Annotated in this window: 15 protein-coding genes; 5 read left to right on the top strand and 10 right to left on the bottom strand. The window is 61.3% G+C overall.

Annotated elements, in window-relative coordinates; all coding sequences use genetic code 11:
* Positions 1–19 precede the first annotated feature (19 nt).
* The 5 genes from ugpC to ASE94_RS01440 form a co-directional block, all read right to left on the bottom strand.
* Positions 20–1,096 (bottom strand): sn-glycerol-3-phosphate ABC transporter ATP-binding protein UgpC, encoded by a 1,077-nt coding sequence (gene ugpC, locus ASE94_RS01460; protein ID WP_062628975.1) that lies wholly within the window; start codon positions 1,094–1,096, stop codon positions 20–22.
* Positions 1,097–1,171: 75 nt separating this feature from the next.
* On the bottom strand, positions 1,172–2,395 hold the full coding sequence (locus ASE94_RS01455) for an ABC transporter substrate-binding protein (protein ID WP_061911705.1): 1,224 nt from the start codon (positions 2,393–2,395) through the stop codon (positions 1,172–1,174).
* A 71-nt stretch (positions 2,396–2,466) separates the two neighbouring features.
* Entirely contained in the window at positions 2,467–3,309 is an 843-nt protein-coding gene (locus tag ASE94_RS01450) for a carbohydrate ABC transporter permease (protein WP_061911791.1), read from the bottom strand.
* Between the two features lie 86 nt (positions 3,310–3,395).
* Positions 3,396–4,283 (bottom strand): sugar ABC transporter permease, encoded by an 888-nt coding sequence (locus ASE94_RS01445; RefSeq protein ID WP_061911704.1) that lies wholly within the window; start codon positions 4,281–4,283, stop codon positions 3,396–3,398.
* Between the two features lie 13 nt (positions 4,284–4,296).
* The gene (locus ASE94_RS01440) at positions 4,297–5,451 is read right to left on the bottom strand and encodes a Gfo/Idh/MocA family oxidoreductase (RefSeq protein ID WP_062628895.1); all 1,155 of its coding nucleotides are present in this window, start codon (positions 5,449–5,451) and stop codon (positions 4,297–4,299) included.
* A gap of 370 nt (positions 5,452–5,821) precedes the next feature.
* On the opposite strand from ASE94_RS01440, the gene ASE94_RS01435 reads away from it, so the two are divergent.
* The 5 genes from ASE94_RS01435 (at position 5,822) to ASE94_RS01415 (ending at position 10,644) form a co-directional block, all read left to right on the top strand.
* Positions 5,822–6,310 carry a hypothetical protein gene (locus tag ASE94_RS01435; protein ID WP_062628894.1) on the top strand — a complete coding sequence of 163 codons (489 nt, stop codon included), beginning with the start codon at positions 5,822–5,824 and terminating at the stop codon, positions 6,308–6,310.
* 132 nt (positions 6,311–6,442) lie between these two features.
* Entirely contained in the window at positions 6,443–7,627 is a 1,185-nt protein-coding gene (locus tag ASE94_RS01430; RefSeq protein ID WP_062628893.1) for an MFS transporter, read from the top strand.
* Complete coding sequence (locus tag ASE94_RS01425) at positions 7,627–9,060, top strand: M81 family metallopeptidase (protein WP_062628892.1); 1,434 nt, start codon at positions 7,627–7,629, stop codon at positions 9,058–9,060. Before ASE94_RS01430 ends, ASE94_RS01425 begins: the two co-directional genes overlap by 1 nt.
* Before the next feature lie 64 nt (positions 9,061–9,124).
* A complete protein-coding gene (locus ASE94_RS01420; protein ID WP_062628891.1) occupies positions 9,125–9,904 on the top strand; it encodes a DeoR/GlpR family DNA-binding transcription regulator in 780 nt (259 codons plus the stop codon).
* Entirely contained in the window at positions 9,901–10,644 is a 744-nt protein-coding gene (locus tag ASE94_RS01415) for a fumarylacetoacetate hydrolase family protein (RefSeq protein ID WP_062628890.1), read from the top strand. Before ASE94_RS01420 ends, ASE94_RS01415 begins: the two co-directional genes overlap by 4 nt.
* A gap of 31 nt (positions 10,645–10,675) precedes the next feature.
* Here ASE94_RS01415 and ASE94_RS01410 read toward each other — a convergent pair whose 3' ends face one another.
* From ASE94_RS01410 to ASE94_RS01390, 5 genes are all read right to left on the bottom strand, one after another.
* Positions 10,676–12,412, bottom strand: coding sequence for a hypothetical protein (locus ASE94_RS01410; protein WP_062628889.1), 1,737 nt, complete (start codon positions 12,410–12,412; stop codon positions 10,676–10,678).
* The gene (locus ASE94_RS01405) at positions 12,409–13,527 is read right to left on the bottom strand and encodes a chemotaxis response regulator protein-glutamate methylesterase (RefSeq protein ID WP_061911696.1); all 1,119 of its coding nucleotides are present in this window, start codon (positions 13,525–13,527) and stop codon (positions 12,409–12,411) included. Before ASE94_RS01405 ends, ASE94_RS01410 begins: the two co-directional genes overlap by 4 nt.
* Positions 13,528–13,537: 10 nt before the next feature.
* Entirely contained in the window at positions 13,538–14,416 is an 879-nt protein-coding gene (locus tag ASE94_RS01400) for a CheR family methyltransferase (protein ID WP_061911695.1), read from the bottom strand.
* 139 nt (positions 14,417–14,555) lie between these two features.
* A complete protein-coding gene (locus ASE94_RS01395) occupies positions 14,556–15,017 on the bottom strand; it encodes a chemotaxis protein CheW (protein WP_062628888.1) in 462 nt (153 codons plus the stop codon).
* Between the two features lie 237 nt (positions 15,018–15,254).
* Positions 15,255–16,820 (bottom strand): methyl-accepting chemotaxis protein (locus ASE94_RS01390; protein ID WP_244483881.1); only part of this gene is annotated, 1,566 nt, incomplete at its 3' end.
* Positions 16,821–17,213 lie beyond the last annotated feature (393 nt).

Here is a 17,213-nt window from a genome sequence, read left to right as displayed (position 1 = left end):
CCCGGACAGCATGACGCGGCTAATAGACGGCGAGCCCCCGGCTATCGAAGAGGTGGGCGTCGGCAATGGCAAAGCTCATGTCGAGCGCCTTGCCGTCTTCGATGGTCGGATTACCTTCAAAGAGCCCGATGAAGTTTTCCCCGCCCGGCAGCGTCGAATAGCTGATCGTGTGAATGCCGAGATGCTCGACGATATTGGGCGTCGTCTGGATCGTAAACTCGCCCGAACCAAGCTGCATATGCTCGGGGCGAATGCCGACGGTCACATCCTGCCCCGCAACCGCGGTACTCGTGCGCGGCAGGCTCAGAACACCGAGCTTGCCCAAATCGACGGTGACAGTCGGCCCATCAGCGCTGCGCACCTTGCCATTGATGAAATTCATCTTGGGCGAGCCGATGAAGCCTGCGACGAAGAGATTGTCCGGCTTGTGGTAGAGGTCGAGCGGCGAGCCGACCTGGCTGATTTCGCCGGCATTGAGCACGACGATCTTGTCAGCCATGGTCATGGCTTCGATCTGGTCGTGGGTCACATAGATCATGGTCGAACCGAGCCGCTTGTGCAGCTCCATCAGTTCGATGCGCATTTCCGAGCGAAGCGCGGCGTCGAGGTTCGAGAGCGGCTCGTCGAAGAGGAAAATCTTGGGTTGGCGCACGATGGCGCGGCCGATGGCAACGCGTTGGCGCTGGCCGCCGGACAATTGGCCGGGGCGATGCTTTAGGCGCGGCTCAAGCTGCAACACCTTGGCGGCAGCGCTGACGCGGCGATCGACTTCGTCCTGCGGCAGCTTTTCGACGCGCAGCGGGAAAGCGATGTTTTCATAAACGGTCATATGCGGATAAAGCGCATAGGACTGGAACACCATGGCGATGCCGCGCTGAACCGGCGGTAGATCGTTGACGACCTTGCCGCTGATCTCGATCTGGCCTTCGGTCACGTCTTCGAGGCCCGCGATCATGCGCAGCAAAGTTGACTTGCCGCAGCCCGATGGGCCGACGAAAACGACGAATTCGCCTTCGGCCACCTCAAGGTCGATCCCCTTGATGATGCGGGAATCATTGAAGCTCTTTTCGAGGCGCTTGAGGCTCAGTTGCGACATTTTTTTGCGCGGCTCCGGCACGAGTTCTGGGTCAGGGAACCGCCGCCCGAACCGGGCGGCGGCACTTGGTTTGGCTTACTTGTACTGTTCGATTTCGCCGGCGGCCTTGGTCAGGGCAGCGGCGGGTTCAGCAGCACCGGTGACGACGGACTGGACCATTTCGATCATGACGTTCTGGAAGCCGATATAGTCGGTCAGCAGCGGCTCTGGGCCACCGAACTCGATGCCGTCGATGAACGGCTTCCAGTACGGATTGTCGGCGACGAGCTTGTCGACTTCAGCAGACGGACGGAGCGGGGTCAGGCCACCTTCGGACAGTTCGTAGGCGAGCTGGTTTTCCGGCGAGGTCAGGAACTTGCCGAATTCGATGACCTTGTCTTCCTGGCCGGTGCCCTTGAACACGGCGAGCGAGTCGGTGATCAGGAGCGTGCCTGGACCCTGTGCGTCAGGACCGGTCGGGAGCGGGGCAACGCCCCAGTTGATCCCGGCTTCCGTGCCACGGCCGGCGCAGCTCACCGAGCAGTGCAACATGGCAAGGCCGCCGTCGAGCCAGATGGCGCGGACTTCGTTCTGTTCGTAAGCGGTCGGACCTTCTTCGGAATAAGGAACGATGTCCTTGAAGGCGGTCAGGGCAGCCAGGTTCTGTGGCGAGTCGAGGACGATGTTGCCATCGGCATCGATGACCTGGCCATTGTTGGTGTAAACCCAATGAAGGAACCAGTGCATGGTGCCGTCAAAGGTTTTTGCGACCATGCCGAAGCCGGCTGCGTCGGTCTTTTCGGTGATCTGCTTGGCAAAAGCGATCTCTTCTTCCCAGGTCTTGGGCGGGGTTTCCGGATCAAGACCGGCTTCCTTGAAGAGGTCCTTGTTCCAGAAGAAGGCCTTGGTCGAGAAGGCGACCGGGATGCCCCACTGGGTGCCGTCGAAGGTCACGGTGTCGGGTACGTAGTTGTAGTAGCCGGCCTTTTCTTCGTCCGTCATCGGCACGGGAACGATAAGGTCGTTCTGGGCAAACTGCTTGAGCGTGCGCGAACCAACATAGGCGATATCGACCGGGGTGCCGGCAACGGCGAGAGTCGTCACCTTGTCCTGGCACTGGCCCCAGCCGACGAGCTCGGGCACGACCTTATAGTCGGGGTTGTTGGTGTTCCATTCTTCGAACAGCTTGGTGTAGACCGGGGTCACCACGTCGCCGCAGAGGATGATGTTGATATCTTCGGCCACGGCCACACCGGCCAGGCCCGTCGTGCCCGACAGGGCAATCAAAGACGCCAGCACGAAGCCTTTGGTCTTGTTCATTTGTAGTCTCCCTTGTTGCACGCCCGAAGGCGCCTTCCCTCTCGTCCGGCCCCTGCGAGCCGCCCGAAATTCTACTGTTTGACCGCCCCTGCGGTCAGGCCTGCCACGAGATAGCGCTGCAGGAAAATGATCACGATCATGACCGGCAGAATCCCCACGAAACTGGCGGCCATGAGCTCGTTCCACTGCACTTCCTGCTTGCCGAAGAAGGCAAAGAGGCCGACCGGCAGCGGCATGAACTCGGTCTTGGAATTGAAGGTCAGCGCAAAGATGAACTGCTGCGCATAGGCCCCGATGAAAGTCATGATGGCGACGACGACGATCCCCGGCATGGCAAGCGGCAAGATGACGCGACGCAGCGTATAGAGCCGGCTTGCACCATCGACCCAGGCGGCTTCGTCAAGCTCGCGCGGAATGCGCAGCATATAGGTGCGCAGAAGCCAGATCGAGGATGGGATCAGGAAAGCCGCCCCCGGTACGATCATTGCAAAATACGTGTTGAGCAGCCCCATGGCCCGCATCAGGCGGAAGAGCGGAATGAGCAGCACCGCGCCCGAGAACATGTTGACGGCGAGGAACAGCCCCAGCAGCATCCCCGCGCCGGCAAAGTTGAACCGGGCAAAGGCGTAAGCTGCGGGCACGACGATGACGACGACGATCAGCGTCACGACGCTCGAGATGAAGAACGAATTGAAGATGTGCATGCCCAGCATGGGAACCGAGGTCCACATGTTAAAGTAGGCGTCGAACGAGCCATTCTTCGGGATGAAGCTATAGGGCGTCGAAAACAGCTGCGCGAGCGGCTTAAGCGAGACCAGAAACCCTTCGATGAAGGGCGCCAGCACGAAGAACAAAAAGACCGCGATACCGAGATAGATCGCTGCGACCTCATACCACTGATAGCGGTCTATCATGGCGCGGGCGGTGCGGCGGCGGGCCTTGGGCTTGACGATAGCGGGACTATCGACGGCGGCGATTTCGGTGGTGCGGGCGACGTCGCTCATTTGGCTTCTCCCTGCGAGAGCTTCCTTACGGCGCGGAAATAGACAAGGCAGAAGATCGACACGAAGATACAGATCACCACGGCGCGCGCAGCGCCTTCGCCATATTTGCGGCTACCCATGGCGGTCTTGTAGGTGTCGATGATCATCGTCGTCGTCTGGCCAGACGGACCGCCATTGGTCAGGATGTAGATGATGTCGAAGGAATTGAACGTGGCGATGAGCGAAAGAAGGCTCATGGTGATGATCGCCGGCAGCATCAGCGGCAGGGTGATCCGGCGCCAGCGATAAAAGCGGCCTGCGCCATCGGTCCAGGCCGCCTCGTGCAGATCCTTGGGGATCGACTGCATGGAAGCAAGGAAATAGATCGTGACCATCGGCACGCCGATCCAGACGTCGGTGATGATCGTCGCCCAGAAGGCCGTATTGCCATAGGCAAGGAAGGCGACCGGGCCATTGGTCAGCCCAAAATTCTGCAAGAGGCCCGAAATCATGCCGAACTGGCCGTTATACATCCAGGCCCACATATAGATGCCGATGGCCATGGGCACGATCCAGGGCGGCATGGTGAGGATGCGGAACACAGTCTGGCCAGGCACGGCGGCATTGAGCAGCACGGCGCCGAACATGCCGATGATCATCTTGATCGAGACCGAGAAGAAGGTCCAGATCAGGGTGCGAATGATGACCTCGGTGAAGTTGCCGGCGGTAAAGATGCGCTGGTAATTGGCCCAGCCGACGAAATCATAAGTCGGACGCAGCGCGGCATTGGTGAAGGAGAGGATGATCGTATCCACAAGCGGATAAGCGACGATCACCGTGATATAGATGAGTGCCGGAGCCAGCAGGGCGAAGGCGAAGAGTGTTGCGCTACGGGTGCTGGTCATCGGCTTTTCTCCCTCAGCTCGCTCGGCCCAAGGCCGCATCGAAGCGCTGCCAGATCGGGGCCATGTCGACGACGGACCTCGTTTTCATCGCCTCATCGATCGATAGCGCCAGAAGCCCCGCCTCAAGTGCATCGACCACCGAAACCGGCAGCGGCGCGCCTTCGATCATGTGCTTCAAGATATCTTCGGCCATCTGCTCGTCAGCGCCATAATGGGCCGAGAGATCGCTCGCCTGATAGGTCTTGTCTTCGAGCCGCTCTGACGTGCGGCTATCGGTGACCTTGAAATAATTGCGGACGAAATCGCCCTCCGCCATGCCCTTGGCGCCGATCACCGCAAAGCGGCGGAAATCGTCGGGCACGTTGAGATTGGTGTGAAAGGTCAGCGCCGCGCCGTTTTCGTACTGCACCATCGCGGTCTGAAAATCGATGATATCGCCATCGCTATCAAAGACGTTTTCGGTGCTTTCCCAGCCGGATGGCTTGCGGTGATAGACTTCAAGGTCATTGGCGCCAGCGCCCTGGGGCGCATTCTTTGGCACGAAGCTGCGGCGACCGCCAAAGCTCGAGACATAATGCGGGCGGCAGCCCATCACCCCATTGTAGAGGTCGAGGTCGTGGCAGCACTTTTCGAGCATGAAGCCGCCGGCATATTTGGCGTAGCGGCGCCAATCGCGCATGAAAAAGGCGCCGTGGTAGGGCGGAATGGTCTCGGACGCCTCGATGGCGGCGATATCGCCGATCTTGCCCTCGGCCTGCGCTTTGCGCAGATCGACATAGAGCGGAGCATAGCGCAGCACGAGACCGACCATGACATTGTCCGAACCATATTGGGCAATGAGCTCGGCCAGCGCCATCGTTTCCTCGACCGAAGTCACGACCGGCTTTTCGGCAAAAATCTTCATGCCGCGCTCGAGTCCGATGCGGATATGCTCGAGATGCAGGTGATTGGGCGAGCCAACCATCAGAAGGTCAAGATTGCCTTCGTCGATCAGCGCTTCAAGCGAGCCATAGGCCTTGCCGACGGATACGCCATGTTCCTGGGTATAGGGGAGACCTGCGGGAGCGGGATCGACATAGCCAACGATCTCGAAATCGTCGCGCGCCGCGGAAAAGACGCGCGCCAGATATGCAAGACGATAGCCGAGGCCGATAATGCCTACCCGCATGACGACGATGTTCCCTGCCTATAAACCGCGAGCCTCTTTTCGGGCCGCTGTCGTTTGTGTAAACGATTTTCAAGCCTAGGCGGCTCTATGACACAATGTCAACATAGATTCGGACGCCTGACAATACCAATTTAAACCACCCGAAATCACTGCCGCTTCTGGCGCCACTTTGCTTTATTTATAAGCTGTTAGTGGGGGTAGACGGGCATTTTGGGTGTGGACAAGATCGGGCTTTCATCGCAGCATGATGCAATTGGTATCCATGTGGCCTCTTTCAGGATTAGCCCTTGGAATGACATGTCTGAAAATCTGATACAGTCGCCGGAAACCGTTCGCTAAATATTGGCGTGACTGGCGCAGGGGAAGCCGAGTGAGCCTGTCCGATAACCCTTTTCCCAATGACGCCGACCGCTCGGCCATCTGGACCATGCTGGTCCCACGGGATATTGCCGCTTATGTCGCGGCCGATTGGTCCATGGTCGAAGACGATTTCGTCGCCGACGATTTTATGGGCATCAATGGCAACAGGAACGACAATCCCGACGGCTGGACCATCAGCTTTCCCACCCTTGCCGACTATCGTGACGAGTGGCTGCGCCAAGCGCGTGAGGGCCAGGCCCAATCCTATGCCGAGGATGTCGAAGCCGGCATTCACCGCGCGACGAGCCTGACCGCAATCGAAATCACCGACACCCGCGCGATTGCGCACAAGAAGTTCAACGGCGAAATCAAACTAAGCGACGGCGGCACCGATCGCCTCAACTGGCAAACCCTCTACTTCTGCCGCAAGGTCGAGGGCCAGTGGAAGCTGACAGGTTTCGTGGGCTATCTGCCTTACCCAATGGGAAAATCGAGCTGAGCCACTGACCATTCTACCTGCCCACAGCGTCATTCCCGCGAAAGCGGGAATCTCTGAGGCTTCGGGATCCCCGCTTTCGCGGGGATGACGCGGTTCAAAAGGGGGGAGAGCCACCAGAGACCGAGCATTGCCATGTCCTTCACCCCACAGCGCCTGACCATGCTGGCCTTCTTCCTCCAGCCCATCGCGTTCGGCTCCTGGCTGCCGCGCATCCCTGAAATCCAGGCGGGCCTGGATCTCGGTCCCGCTGGCCTCGCGCTCGCCCTTCTCGGCATGCCCTGCGGCACGCTGATCACCCTGCCCTTTGCCGGTCCGCTCGTTGCCAAGATCGGCGCCCGCGCCGCCATCTTCTGGGGTTTTGTGTTCTATTCCGCAGCCGTCAGCCTGCCGGTCCTGGCGCCGCACCCGATCCTCCTCTTCATTGCCCTCATGCTGGCAGGTTCCGCCATTTCCTTTGTCGAACTCGGGCTAAACGTGCAGGCCGATCTCGTCGAAAAATCGAGCGGCAAGCTGATCATGAATACCTCGCACGGCTGCTGGTCGCTGGGGATCATGGCCGGTAGCCTCATCGGCTCTGGCTTTGCCGCCATCGGCCTTGCCCCGCAAAGCGCCGTGCCGCTCCTTGCCGCCGTGGTCCTCCCCATCGCGCTCGCCACCGCGACCGCCCTGCCAAGACTTCATGACGCGCCCGCCGAAGGCCAGACGCAAAAATCCGCCTGGTCACTCCCGAGCCCCGCCCTAATCGGCATCTGTCTTTTTGTCTTCGGCATCACCATGACCGAGGGCGCCATGGCCGATTGGTCCGCCATTTTCCTCCGCGATGCCCTTTCGGCCGAAGGCGGGCTCGTCGGCCTCGGCTATTCACTCTTCGCCTTCATGGTCGCCGCCGGCCGCTTTGGCGGCGATTTTCTCAAGCGCCGGTTCGGCGCCGTCGGCACGGCCCGCCTCTGCGGCGCCCTCGCCGTCATCGGCGGTGTTTTGCTATTTTTCGCACCGGGGGTCGAACTGGCTTTGATGGGCTTCGGCATCATTGGCATCGGCGTTTCCGTCGGCTTCCCGCTCGCCGTCACAGCCGCTGCTGGGCTCGGCGATCGTGCTGCCTCCGCCAATGTCGCTGTTCTCTCTTTCGTCGCCCTCACCGGATTTCTCATCGGCCCGCCGCTGATCGGCTTTGTCGCCGAACATGCCGGCATTCGCATCGGCATTGCCTGCGTCGTGCCCTTCCTCCTCCTCAGCCTCTTGCTCACCGGCCGCCTCGTGCCCAAGCCGGTCAAAAGCACCCATAATCCCGAAGCCGAAGTTCCAGGAGTGCTCTGATGCGCATTGCCGTTGCCGGTCTCCACACCGAATGCTCGACCTACAATCCCGTCATCGCGCGCGAAGCCGATTTTCGCGTGTTGCGCGGCCCCGCCATGCTGCGCGATCAATATTTTGATTTCCTGACGCACTTCCCGGCCGAATTCATCACCGTGCTTCACGCCCGCGCCATTGCCGGCGGCGCCGTAGAACGCGCGCTCTATGACAAGTGGAAGGCCGAGATTCTCGATGGCATTCGCGCCGCTCTGCCGCTCGATGGTGTCTATCTCGCCATGCATGGCGCCATGTTCGTCGACGGCATGTTCGACGCCGAAGGCGATTTCATCGCGGCCGTGCGCCACCTCGTCGGCCCCGACGTCCTGATCGCCGCGAGCTACGATCTCCACGGCAATGTCAGCCAGAAAATCATCGACGGGCTCGATATCTTTTCGACCTATCGCACCGCGCCCCATATCGACGTGCCCGACACCATGCGCCGCGCCGTCACCATGCTGGTCCGGGCCCTTCGCACTGGCGTGCGCCCAAAGCTCGCCTGGGCGCCCGTTCCCGTTCTCCTCCCCGGCGAACGCACCTCCACCCAGGACGAACCGGCAAAGAGTTTTTACACCCAGCTCCATGAGATCGAAGAACCGACCGGCATCTGGGATGCCTCCTTCCAGGTCGGCTATGTCTGGGCCGACGAGCCCCGTGCCACCGCCTGCGCCGTCATCACCGGCACCGATAAGGCCGCGATGGAAGCGGCCGCGACAAAGCTCGCGCAGGATTATTGGGACGTGCGCGAAAAGTTCGTTTTTGGCATGGAGACCGGCTCGATAGAGGATTGCGTCGATCGAGCCATTGCCAGCACTACCTACCCCGTCGTCCTCGCCGAGTCTGGCGATAATCCGACGGGCGGCGGCGTCGGCGACCGCGCCGAAGTTTTAGCCGCCCTCATCGCCAAGAACGCCCGGGGCGTCATCTTTGCCGGCATTGCCGATCGCGCCGCCACCGAAGCCGCCTATGCAGCCGGTGTCGGCGCCACCCTGCCGCTCCATATCGGCGCCAGCCTCGACCCGTCTTCGACTCCAGTCGATGTGTCAGCCGAAGTAGTCTTCCTCCTGGAAACCGAAAACCCGCTCTATCGCGAAGCTGTGGTCCGCATCGGCGGCATCGACCTCGTGCTCACCGCCCGCCGCCGCCCCTTCCACAATATCCTCGATTTCACCAAGCTCGGCCTCGATCCGCATGGCGCAAAGATCATCGCGGTGAAATCGGGCTATCTCTCACCCGAACTGGGCCCCATCGCCAATCCCGGGATCATGGCGCTCTCGCCCGGTGTCGTCGACCAGTTCGTCGAGCGCACCACCCGCAACCACACCCCGCGCCCCAGCTTCCCCTTCGATCGCGATTTCACCTTTGTGCCGCAGGTGAAGTGGTCGGCGCTCGCTAAATAGCCCTGCGCCCTTCCCCCCGCCTCCGCTTTCGTTTACTCACGAAACGAAAGCCAAGGGCACATTTATGAACCCTCAGATGCGACAGGCCCAGATCGTCGAACTCGCCCGGCAAAAGGGCGGGGTCACGGTCGAGCAACTGGTCGAAGCCTTCGACGTCACGCCCCAGACCATTCGCAAGGATCTCAATATCCTCTGCGATCGCGGTGCGCTCAAACGCACCCATGGCGGCGCCATGCATCCCTCGGGCGTCGAAAATGTCGAGTATGAAGCGCGTCGACAGATCGCGACGGAAGAAAAGCAGGCCATCGGCCGCGCCGCCGCCGCGCTCATCCCCGACGATGCTTCCCTCTTCATCAATATCGGCACCACCACCGAGGCCGTCAGCCAGGCACTCGCCGAGCATCGCGGCCTGATGGTCATCACTAATAATATCAATGTCGCCAATCGCCTCCGCACCGTGCCCTCGATGGAAGTCGTCATCGCCGGTGGTGTTGTGCGCCCGGCCGATGGCGGTATCGTCGGCGAAGCGGCCGTCGATTTCATCCGTCAGTTCAAGGTCGATTTCGCCGTCATCGGCGTCTCGGCCATCGATGCCGATGGCGCGCTGCTCGATTTCGATTTTCGCGAGGTCAAGGTCGCCCAGGCGATCATCGCCAATGCGCGCCATGTCATCCTCGTCTCCGATTCCAGCAAATTCGACCGCACTGCCCCCGTTCGTATCGGCCATCTCTCCCAGGCCCATACCTTCATCACCGATTTTTGCCCGCACGACTCCATCCGCACGCTCTGCGCGGATGCCGGAATCCGCCTGATCGAAACCAGAAGCGAAAGCCCCTCTCCATGACCGACCGTCTCGACGCCCTGAGCCAAGCCCTGATTTCCGCTCACGATGGCGGCGCGCCAGTCGGCCCGGTTCCGGCCGAAGACGTCCCTGCCGATATGGCGGCGGTCTATGCGCTCCAAAACAAGATCATGGCCGGCATCGGCCCCTCGGGCGGCTGGAAAATCCTGGCTGGCGGCGAGGGCGAACCCATCTGCTCCCCAATTCCTGCCAATCGCTACTTTGACAATGGCGCCACGCTTGATGCGGCAAAGCACCGCTTCATCATCGCCGAAGTCGAAGTCGCGGTGAAACTGGGCGCCGATCTTACCGGCACTGTGAATGCCGAAACTGCCCATGCCGCCATCGCCTCGGTGCATCCGGCGCTCGAGTTCGTCGGCAATCCCTTCGTCGATCGCGATGCCACCCCGCGCAACCTGCAGCTCGGCGATCTCCAAAGCAATGGCGCGGTCGTCGTCGGTCCGGCCATTTCGGGCGATATCCAGTCGGCAGTCCAGACACTTGCCGTGTCGCTGAGCTACGATAGCGCTGTCTCAAAGAGCGTCGAAACCGGCGCCAACTGGTCCGACATTCTCGCCGCTCTCGTCTGGCTCGCCCCCCACGCCGAAAAGCGCGGCTATCCGCTTCGCGCTGGCCAAGTCATCATTACCGGCGCCCGCGTCGCAACGCCCATGGGCTATGCCAAGCAGGTCGAAGGCTCGTTCGGTGCCTGGGGCAAAGTCTCGGCCACCTGCACCCGCTAAAGAAAAGGCCCGCCGAAGCGGGCCTTTTTTTTCAGAACATCAGGGCGTCGAGGTCCATGTCGTCATTGGCGGCATCCTCGACCTCCACGGCCGGCGCGGCATTGCCAAAGAGCCGGTTGTGGATTTGGCGCTCGCCTTCCATCGTATAGGTTTTGCGCAGGCCCTCGAGCGTCGGCGCCAGCGCCTCAGAGATCGGGTCGGGCATGGGGTCGGTCGAAAGCCCGGCAATTTGCAGCGCAATGTCGTCCATGGTCTCGGCAAGCCGCGATTGACCGTCGATCCCCTTGGCCGCTGCCTGGAGCAGGCTGATAACCTTTGGACCATCGGCATTGAGGCTCGCCGACGCCACCGACAGCCGCTCGTCGAGCCCGGTGAGCAGCGTCATGGCGTGGTTGGCCAACTGTTCGAGACGTCCGATCTGGCCCGCATTTTCGCCGCCTGCGGCCTCGACGAAGGCACCAGCCAAAGCCGAGGCTTCATCGAGCCGGGTCATCGCAGCCTCTGCAGCCACGACGGTCTCGGTGGTCAGTTCGCGCAACTGCGCTGCAATCACGGTCAGCGACGCGCCACGCGGCCCAAGCTGGGCACAGCGCACCGCAGCGTTCAAGCTGACAAGGCGCATATTGGATTCGATTTCCTGCACCGCCGCCACATGGCCGAGCAGCACGGAAACGGTCTGCTGCACCGCAGCGGCGAGCGCTTCGAGCTTGTTGCGCTCGGTTTCGCAGTCCCGCAAAATCGCGGCGGCCTCGCGCAGTTGCGCACTCAATGTCGAGAGCGCCGAAGCGTCGCCGCCCTTGCCGCCATAGAGATTGCGGCTCGCCGTCATGATGGTGCTGGCATCGATCGCCAGCGCCTGCAGCGCGCCTTCCGCTTCGCCCACTTCATCGGCAAAGCTCGACGCCGTGGCGCGCAATTGTTCCTGTTCCAGCGTCGACAACGCCGCCAGAGCCTCCGCCGTCACAGCGTCATCCAGCACTGCGCCATCGACCGGCTTACCCGCCATAATATCGGCGAGGCAATCGAGCCCGGTTTCGATATGTTCGAGCCGCTGACGCGTCGAGTCACCGACCTGCAATGCCATGACGGCGCTACCGATCCGCCCGACGATCTGGCGCGAGACACGGCCGGTTTCGGCGCTGCCTTCGACCGCAGTCAACCGCTGCCGATCGAGCGCTTCGAGCGTCTCGTCGAGCTGCTGGGCCAATTCGGTCAGCGTATGGGCATGCGCCTTGTCGAAGCGCTCGCGCTGGCTCGCCGCCCGATCGACCTCCGCCGTCAGCTGCCGATAGACCTGGCTGAATTCGTGGATCGTCGTATGCGCCGAATTGGAGAGCGTGGCGATATCGGTGGTGAACACATCGAAGTCGTCGCTGTCGCCAATGATACCGGCCGCCGTGACGCGCGCATTGATCGAGACGATGCCGATCATCTTGACCGTGCGGCGCAATTCGTTGATCGGGCCATTGGCCGCTGAAACCACCTCGACGAGCCGGTTAAGATTGGCCTTTTCCTTGCCAAAGTCTTCGGTCAGTTGCCGCGCGGTGCTGGCGACCGAGCGCAATTGGCTACTGGCCTCGATAACCTCTTCGCCCTGCAAGGCTGTCGGCAGCGCCTCGAACAGCCGCGTCAGCTTGTTGAGCATCATGGCGCCTTCGCTAAGCCGCGCGCCGACGGAAACGAAGGATTCTTCGATATCCTGCCGCGGCTTGGCGACGGCGGCGGAAAGGGCGGAAACGGTGCTGGCTTGGGTCTTGTTCTTGATCACGCCGGGCCTCCTGTAGATTTGTTGCCATTGCGGCCAAAGGCATTGATTTCGCCAGCCATGCGCGAGAGCGGCAAGACACGCACCGCGGCACCGCGCTGAATGGCTTCCTTGGGCATGCCGAAGACGACGCTGCTTTCTTCGTCCTGGGCGACCGTCGGGCTACCCATCTGCCGCATTTCGAGGAGCCCCCGCGCGCCATCGTCGCCCATGCCTGTCAGCAGCATGCCCAGCGCATTGCGACCGGCCGCCTGCGCCGTCGAGCGGAACAGCACATCGACGGATGGCCGATGGCGCGACACATGCGGCCCCTCGACGATTTTCACCGTGTAGCGCAAGCCGTTGCGCACGAGCTGCATATGCACATTGCCCGGCGCGATCAGCGCCCGCCCGGCCATGACCAGATCGCCGTCTTCCGCTTCCTTGACGGCAATGGCGCAAGTGGAATCGAGCCGGCGCGCAAAGGCGCCCGTGAATTTTTCCGGCATATGCTGGACGATGAGGATAGCGGGGCTGTTTTCCGGCAGCGCTTCGAGCACTTCGCGCAGCGCTTCGGTGCCCCCGGTCGAAGCGCCAATGGAGATAATCGGCTCGGTCACCGGCATGCGGGCAATCAGGCTTTCGCGGCGTGTATCCGAAATCGGCGGAATGATCGCGTCGGCATTGAGCTTGGCTTCGACCTTGAGTTCCGGCGCCGCCTTCTTGAGGCCCTTGAGCTTGGCATGGGCGGCCGCCTTGGCAGCATCGCAAATGCGCATGCGCGATTCTTGCAGAAACTGCGCCGTGTCGATGCGCGGCTTGGTCACGACATCGACTGCGCCGGCCTCAAGGCATTGCATCAGCGTATCGGAGCCCGCCTGGGCCGCGCCCGAGCAGATGACGACCGGGATCGGCCGCTGCGACATAATTTTGCGCAGGAATGTCAGGCCGTCCATGCGCGGCATTTCGACGTCGAGAAAGATCACATCCGGAATTTCATGCCGGATTTTCTCCACTGCGACATAGGGGTCGGCGGCTGTCGCCATGACCTCGAGGTCCGGATCGGCAGAGATGATCTCGCTCAGCGTCGTACGCACCGAAGCGCTATCATCCACGATGAGGACGCGGATCTTGCTCATGACTTTTGGCTCACGCTCGCTGGAATACGGCAGGTGCAACCTGCCGCACGGGAATTGACGTGCCGACCATGGACTCGGAATGACCAAGAAGTAGATAACCGCCGGGCCTTAAATGGTTGACCAGTCGGCTAATGACCTTGGCCTGGTCCGCCTTGTCGAAATAGATCAGCACATTGCGCAGCAAGATGATGTCGACGTCGCGATCGAACGGATATTTCTCGTCCATCAGGTTGAGCCGGTGAAATTGCACCAGCTTGCGCAGTTCGGGAACGATGCGCACATCCGGCCGGAGGCCAGGCTTCCGCGCCCACATCAGGTATTTGCCCTGCATCTGCTGGGGCACCGGCACGATCTGGTCGGCGGGATAGACCCCGCGCTGGCCCTGCGCCAACACATCGGTTGAAATATCGGTGCCAAGGATCGAAAAGCGGAAGCCGCCGCTTTCCTTGACCATGTCGGCGAGCACCATGGCGCAAGTGAAGGCCTCGGCGCCGGTCGAAGCCGCCGCGCTCCACACCTTGACCATCGGATTGCGCTCGCCCGTGCGGGCGGCCAGCAATTCGGGGATCATCTTTGACCGCATCAGTTCGAAATGTTCCGGCTCGCGGAAAAAGTCGGTCTTGTTGGTCGTCACCACATTGATGAGATAGGTCAGTTCTGCCGCCATGCCATCGCCGCGGAAGATATGATCGCAATAGGCGTCAAAGGTCGGGATCTGCAAGGCGCGCAGGCGACGGCGCAGGCGCCCCTCAACCATCAGGCGCTTGGCCGGCGGCAGGCGGATGCCCACTTCATTGCCGATCAGCGTCGAAATCTTGCTGAAGTCGGCAACGCTGAGGTGGTCTTCGCCATCGGCTTCAACAATGGGGGCACGCGCTAGTAAAGCCACTCTTGTCTCCCTGGCCGGTCCACGCTTTTGGCATGCGCCGGTCGTCCCAACTGCGCCCTTCTGGGCCAGAACTTGGGTGTGATGATCGTTCAGCCGCTCGATGCCTTCGTGGCGCCGAGCGGCAGGATGGTTTGTCGCCTCAGGCGGCCGACAGCGCTGCCGTCTCGCCGCCGAGGAGCTTGTCGAGATCAAGCACGGTGACGAACTGGCCGTTGCGACGGCCAATGCCCTCGATGCAGTGGTTCTGCCAGCGCGCATCGACCGCCGGTGGCGGATCGAGGCTTTCACTGTCGAGCACAGTCACCTCGAAGACCCGGTCGGCCCGCAAGCCAAGCGTCACGGGACCGGAGGCACTTTGAACGCAGAGAACGACGATGCGCGTCGTCTCCGAGTCGCCCGCCGGCTCCATCCCGAGCGTCAGGCGCAGGTCGAGCACCGGCACGCCCTGCCCGCGGACATCGATGATGCCGAGGAAGTTCTGCGGCGCCCGCGGCAGGCGGGAAATGGCCCGCATGTCGAGGATTTCCTGCACCTTGGTGACAGGTGCGGCGAAAAGTTCGTCCGCCACACCCAGGGTCACGAATTGATTGTGATCGGCCATCTTCCTCTTTCCTAAGCTACGCGGGTGTAATCCGCGTCCATTTCATCCGTCCCGCCATCGAGCGAGAGATCGAAGCCGCCCATATTGGCTTTGGGCTTGGCGCCGGACTTGTTCATATGCGGGGAGACAGAGAGCACCGCCGCCTTGATGTCGCGCTTGGCCGGCTTTGCCGCGAGATTGGCACTGGCCGCGCCGCCAAGGCGGAAGTAGCTGATCGCGGCCTGCAACTGCTCGGCNCGCCAGTTCTTCTGCCGTCGAGGAAAGCTCCTCGGAGGCGGAGGTGTTCTGCTGGGTGACCTTATCGAGCTGCTGGATCGCGGTGTTGATCTGGGCTGCGCCGGCATTCTGTTCACGACTACCGGCCGTGATTTCTTCCACCAGTTCGGCCGTGCGCTGAATATCGGGCACGAGCTTGTTGAGCATGTCACCTGCCGATTGAGCCGCTTTGACCGTGGTGCCGGAGAGCGTCGAGATTTCAGCCGCTGCAGCCTGGCTGCGTTCTGCAAGCTTACGCACTTCGGAGGCGACGACCGCAAAGCCACGGCCATGTTCGCCGGCGCGTGCCGCTTCCACCGCCGCATTGAGCGCAAGGAGATCGGTCTGGCGCGCAATTTCCTGCACCACCATGATCTTTTCGGCGATCGTCTGCATCGCAGAGACAGCGTTGTTGACGGCATTGCCCGAAGCGATCGCGTCGGCAGCGGACTGACGGGCGATCTTTTCGGTCTGGCTAGCATTGTCGGCCGACTGCTTAATGGTCGAAGCCATTTCTTCCATGGAAGCCGAGGCTTCCTCGGTGGACGAGGCCTGTTCCGTCGCGCCCTGAGAAAGCTGCTCGGCCGTTGCCGACATTTCCTGCGCACCGGCCGAAACATTGTTGGCCGAAGAGATCGCATCGGTGATCACGTCGCGCAGTTTTTCGACCATGCGTTCGAGCGCAATGCCGAGCGTGTCCTTTTCGGACAGGCGCTTTGGCTGGACCGTCAGGTCGCCATTGGCGATCTGGTCGGCAATATTGGCCGAAGCGCGGAGATTGTCGGTCATCACGGTCAGCGAATTGGCGAGATCGCGGATCTCGTCATTGGCCTTGTGCTCGATCTTCTGGTTGAGATCGCCAATGCTGATGGCATCGGCAAGGCCAATCGCGCGGCGGAGGCCGGAGCTGATGGTCATCGAAATCCAGAAAGCGACGGCCAGCGACAGGGCCAGGGTAAAGCCGGCCGCTACCAACAGCATCAGGCTCGAGGATTCATACTGAGCGTTGGTATCAGAATCCATCTGCGAGAGGGTCGAGGTGATCTCGGCATTGAGGTCGTCAAGCAGCGCGATCATCTGGTCGTTGATCTCCGCGGCCTGGCCCATGGACAGTGAGGCGGCGCGAGCATTGGTCTCGGCAGTGTTCTGCTTACCGAGGGACACGATCTGATCCTGCACCGAAACCCACTTGGGAAGGATTTCGCGGAACTTGGCACCAATAGCATGCACTTCGGCGTCCGGGTCCTGCTCAATGCTTGCAAGGATCGGCTCGACCTTGGCGCGTTCGCTCGTCACCGCATCGATATAGGACTGAATCTGGGTCGCATCGGAATTCATGATGACGTTCTTTTCGGCACGGATGGCCATCAGAACTGCGTTTGCCAGATCGTTCGAATCCTTCAGGTTCGCGGCTGGCCCCTGAACGATCTGCGTGATCGCGCCATTCAACGAACTCAGATTAGAAATCGAGAATGCGGCCATCGCACCCGACACCAGAATGACTGCCGTAAACGCCAGTCCAAGCTTCAATTTGATCGTGAATCTCATTTGAGATTGTCCATCGTCCCCACGAACGCCTTCTGCGTCCGCATTATGATTGTCGCCGGTACACACCGGCAGGTCTTTGTAGAGCCGGGCACATCGTCCGGCTCTTGATTGGGAAGGGGCTGCGCCTCACACAGCCCGATTTATTCAGGCAGCGCCGCGACGCGTGAATTCGCCGTCAAGGTCGTCGGATGCCCCATCGAGATCGAGATCGAAACCGCCCGAATTGAGCTTCGTGCGGGTCGATGCCGATCCCGTATTCATGTGTGGCGCGGACGCCATCACCGCCGAGCGCATGTCGCGCGGGCTGGTCTTCTTGGTGACGGCGCTGGCCTGCGCGGCCATGCCGGAGTGGTTCAGCTTGAAGTAGCTGATCGCCGTCTGTAGCTGCTCGGA

Source organism: Devosia sp. Leaf64, from assembly GCF_001421945.1.
GTDB lineage: Bacteria > Pseudomonadota > Alphaproteobacteria > Rhizobiales > Devosiaceae > Devosia.
This window is presented reverse-complemented; position numbering and strand designations above follow the sequence as displayed.

Coding starts and splice junctions, on each gene's coding strand:
- ASE94_RS01420 (WP_062628891.1), top strand. CDS start 9,125: ATGAACCCTCAGATGCGACAGGCCCAGATCGTCGAACTCGCCCGGCAA.
- ugpC (WP_062628975.1), bottom strand. CDS start 1,096: ATGTCGCAACTGAGCCTCAAGCGCCTCGAAAAGAGCTTCAATGATTCC.
- ASE94_RS01395 (WP_062628888.1), bottom strand. CDS start 15,017: ATGGCCGATCACAATCAATTCGTGACCCTGGGTGTGGCGGACGAACTT.
- ASE94_RS01445 (WP_061911704.1), bottom strand. CDS start 4,283: ATGACCAGCACCCGTAGCGCAACACTCTTCGCCTTCGCCCTGCTGGCT.
- ASE94_RS01425 (WP_062628892.1), top strand. CDS start 7,627: ATGCGCATTGCCGTTGCCGGTCTCCACACCGAATGCTCGACCTACAAT.
- ASE94_RS01415 (WP_062628890.1), top strand. CDS start 9,901: ATGACCGACCGTCTCGACGCCCTGAGCCAAGCCCTGATTTCCGCTCAC.
- ASE94_RS01405 (WP_061911696.1), bottom strand. CDS start 13,527: ATGAGCAAGATCCGCGTCCTCATCGTGGATGATAGCGCTTCGGTGCGT.
- ASE94_RS01455 (WP_061911705.1), bottom strand. CDS start 2,395: ATGAACAAGACCAAAGGCTTCGTGCTGGCGTCTTTGATTGCCCTGTCG.
- ASE94_RS01440 (WP_062628895.1), bottom strand. CDS start 5,451: ATGCGGGTAGGCATTATCGGCCTCGGCTATCGTCTTGCATATCTGGCG.
- ASE94_RS01430 (WP_062628893.1), top strand. CDS start 6,443: ATGTCCTTCACCCCACAGCGCCTGACCATGCTGGCCTTCTTCCTCCAG.
- ASE94_RS01450 (WP_061911791.1), bottom strand. CDS start 3,309: ATGATAGACCGCTATCAGTGGTATGAGGTCGCAGCGATCTATCTCGGT.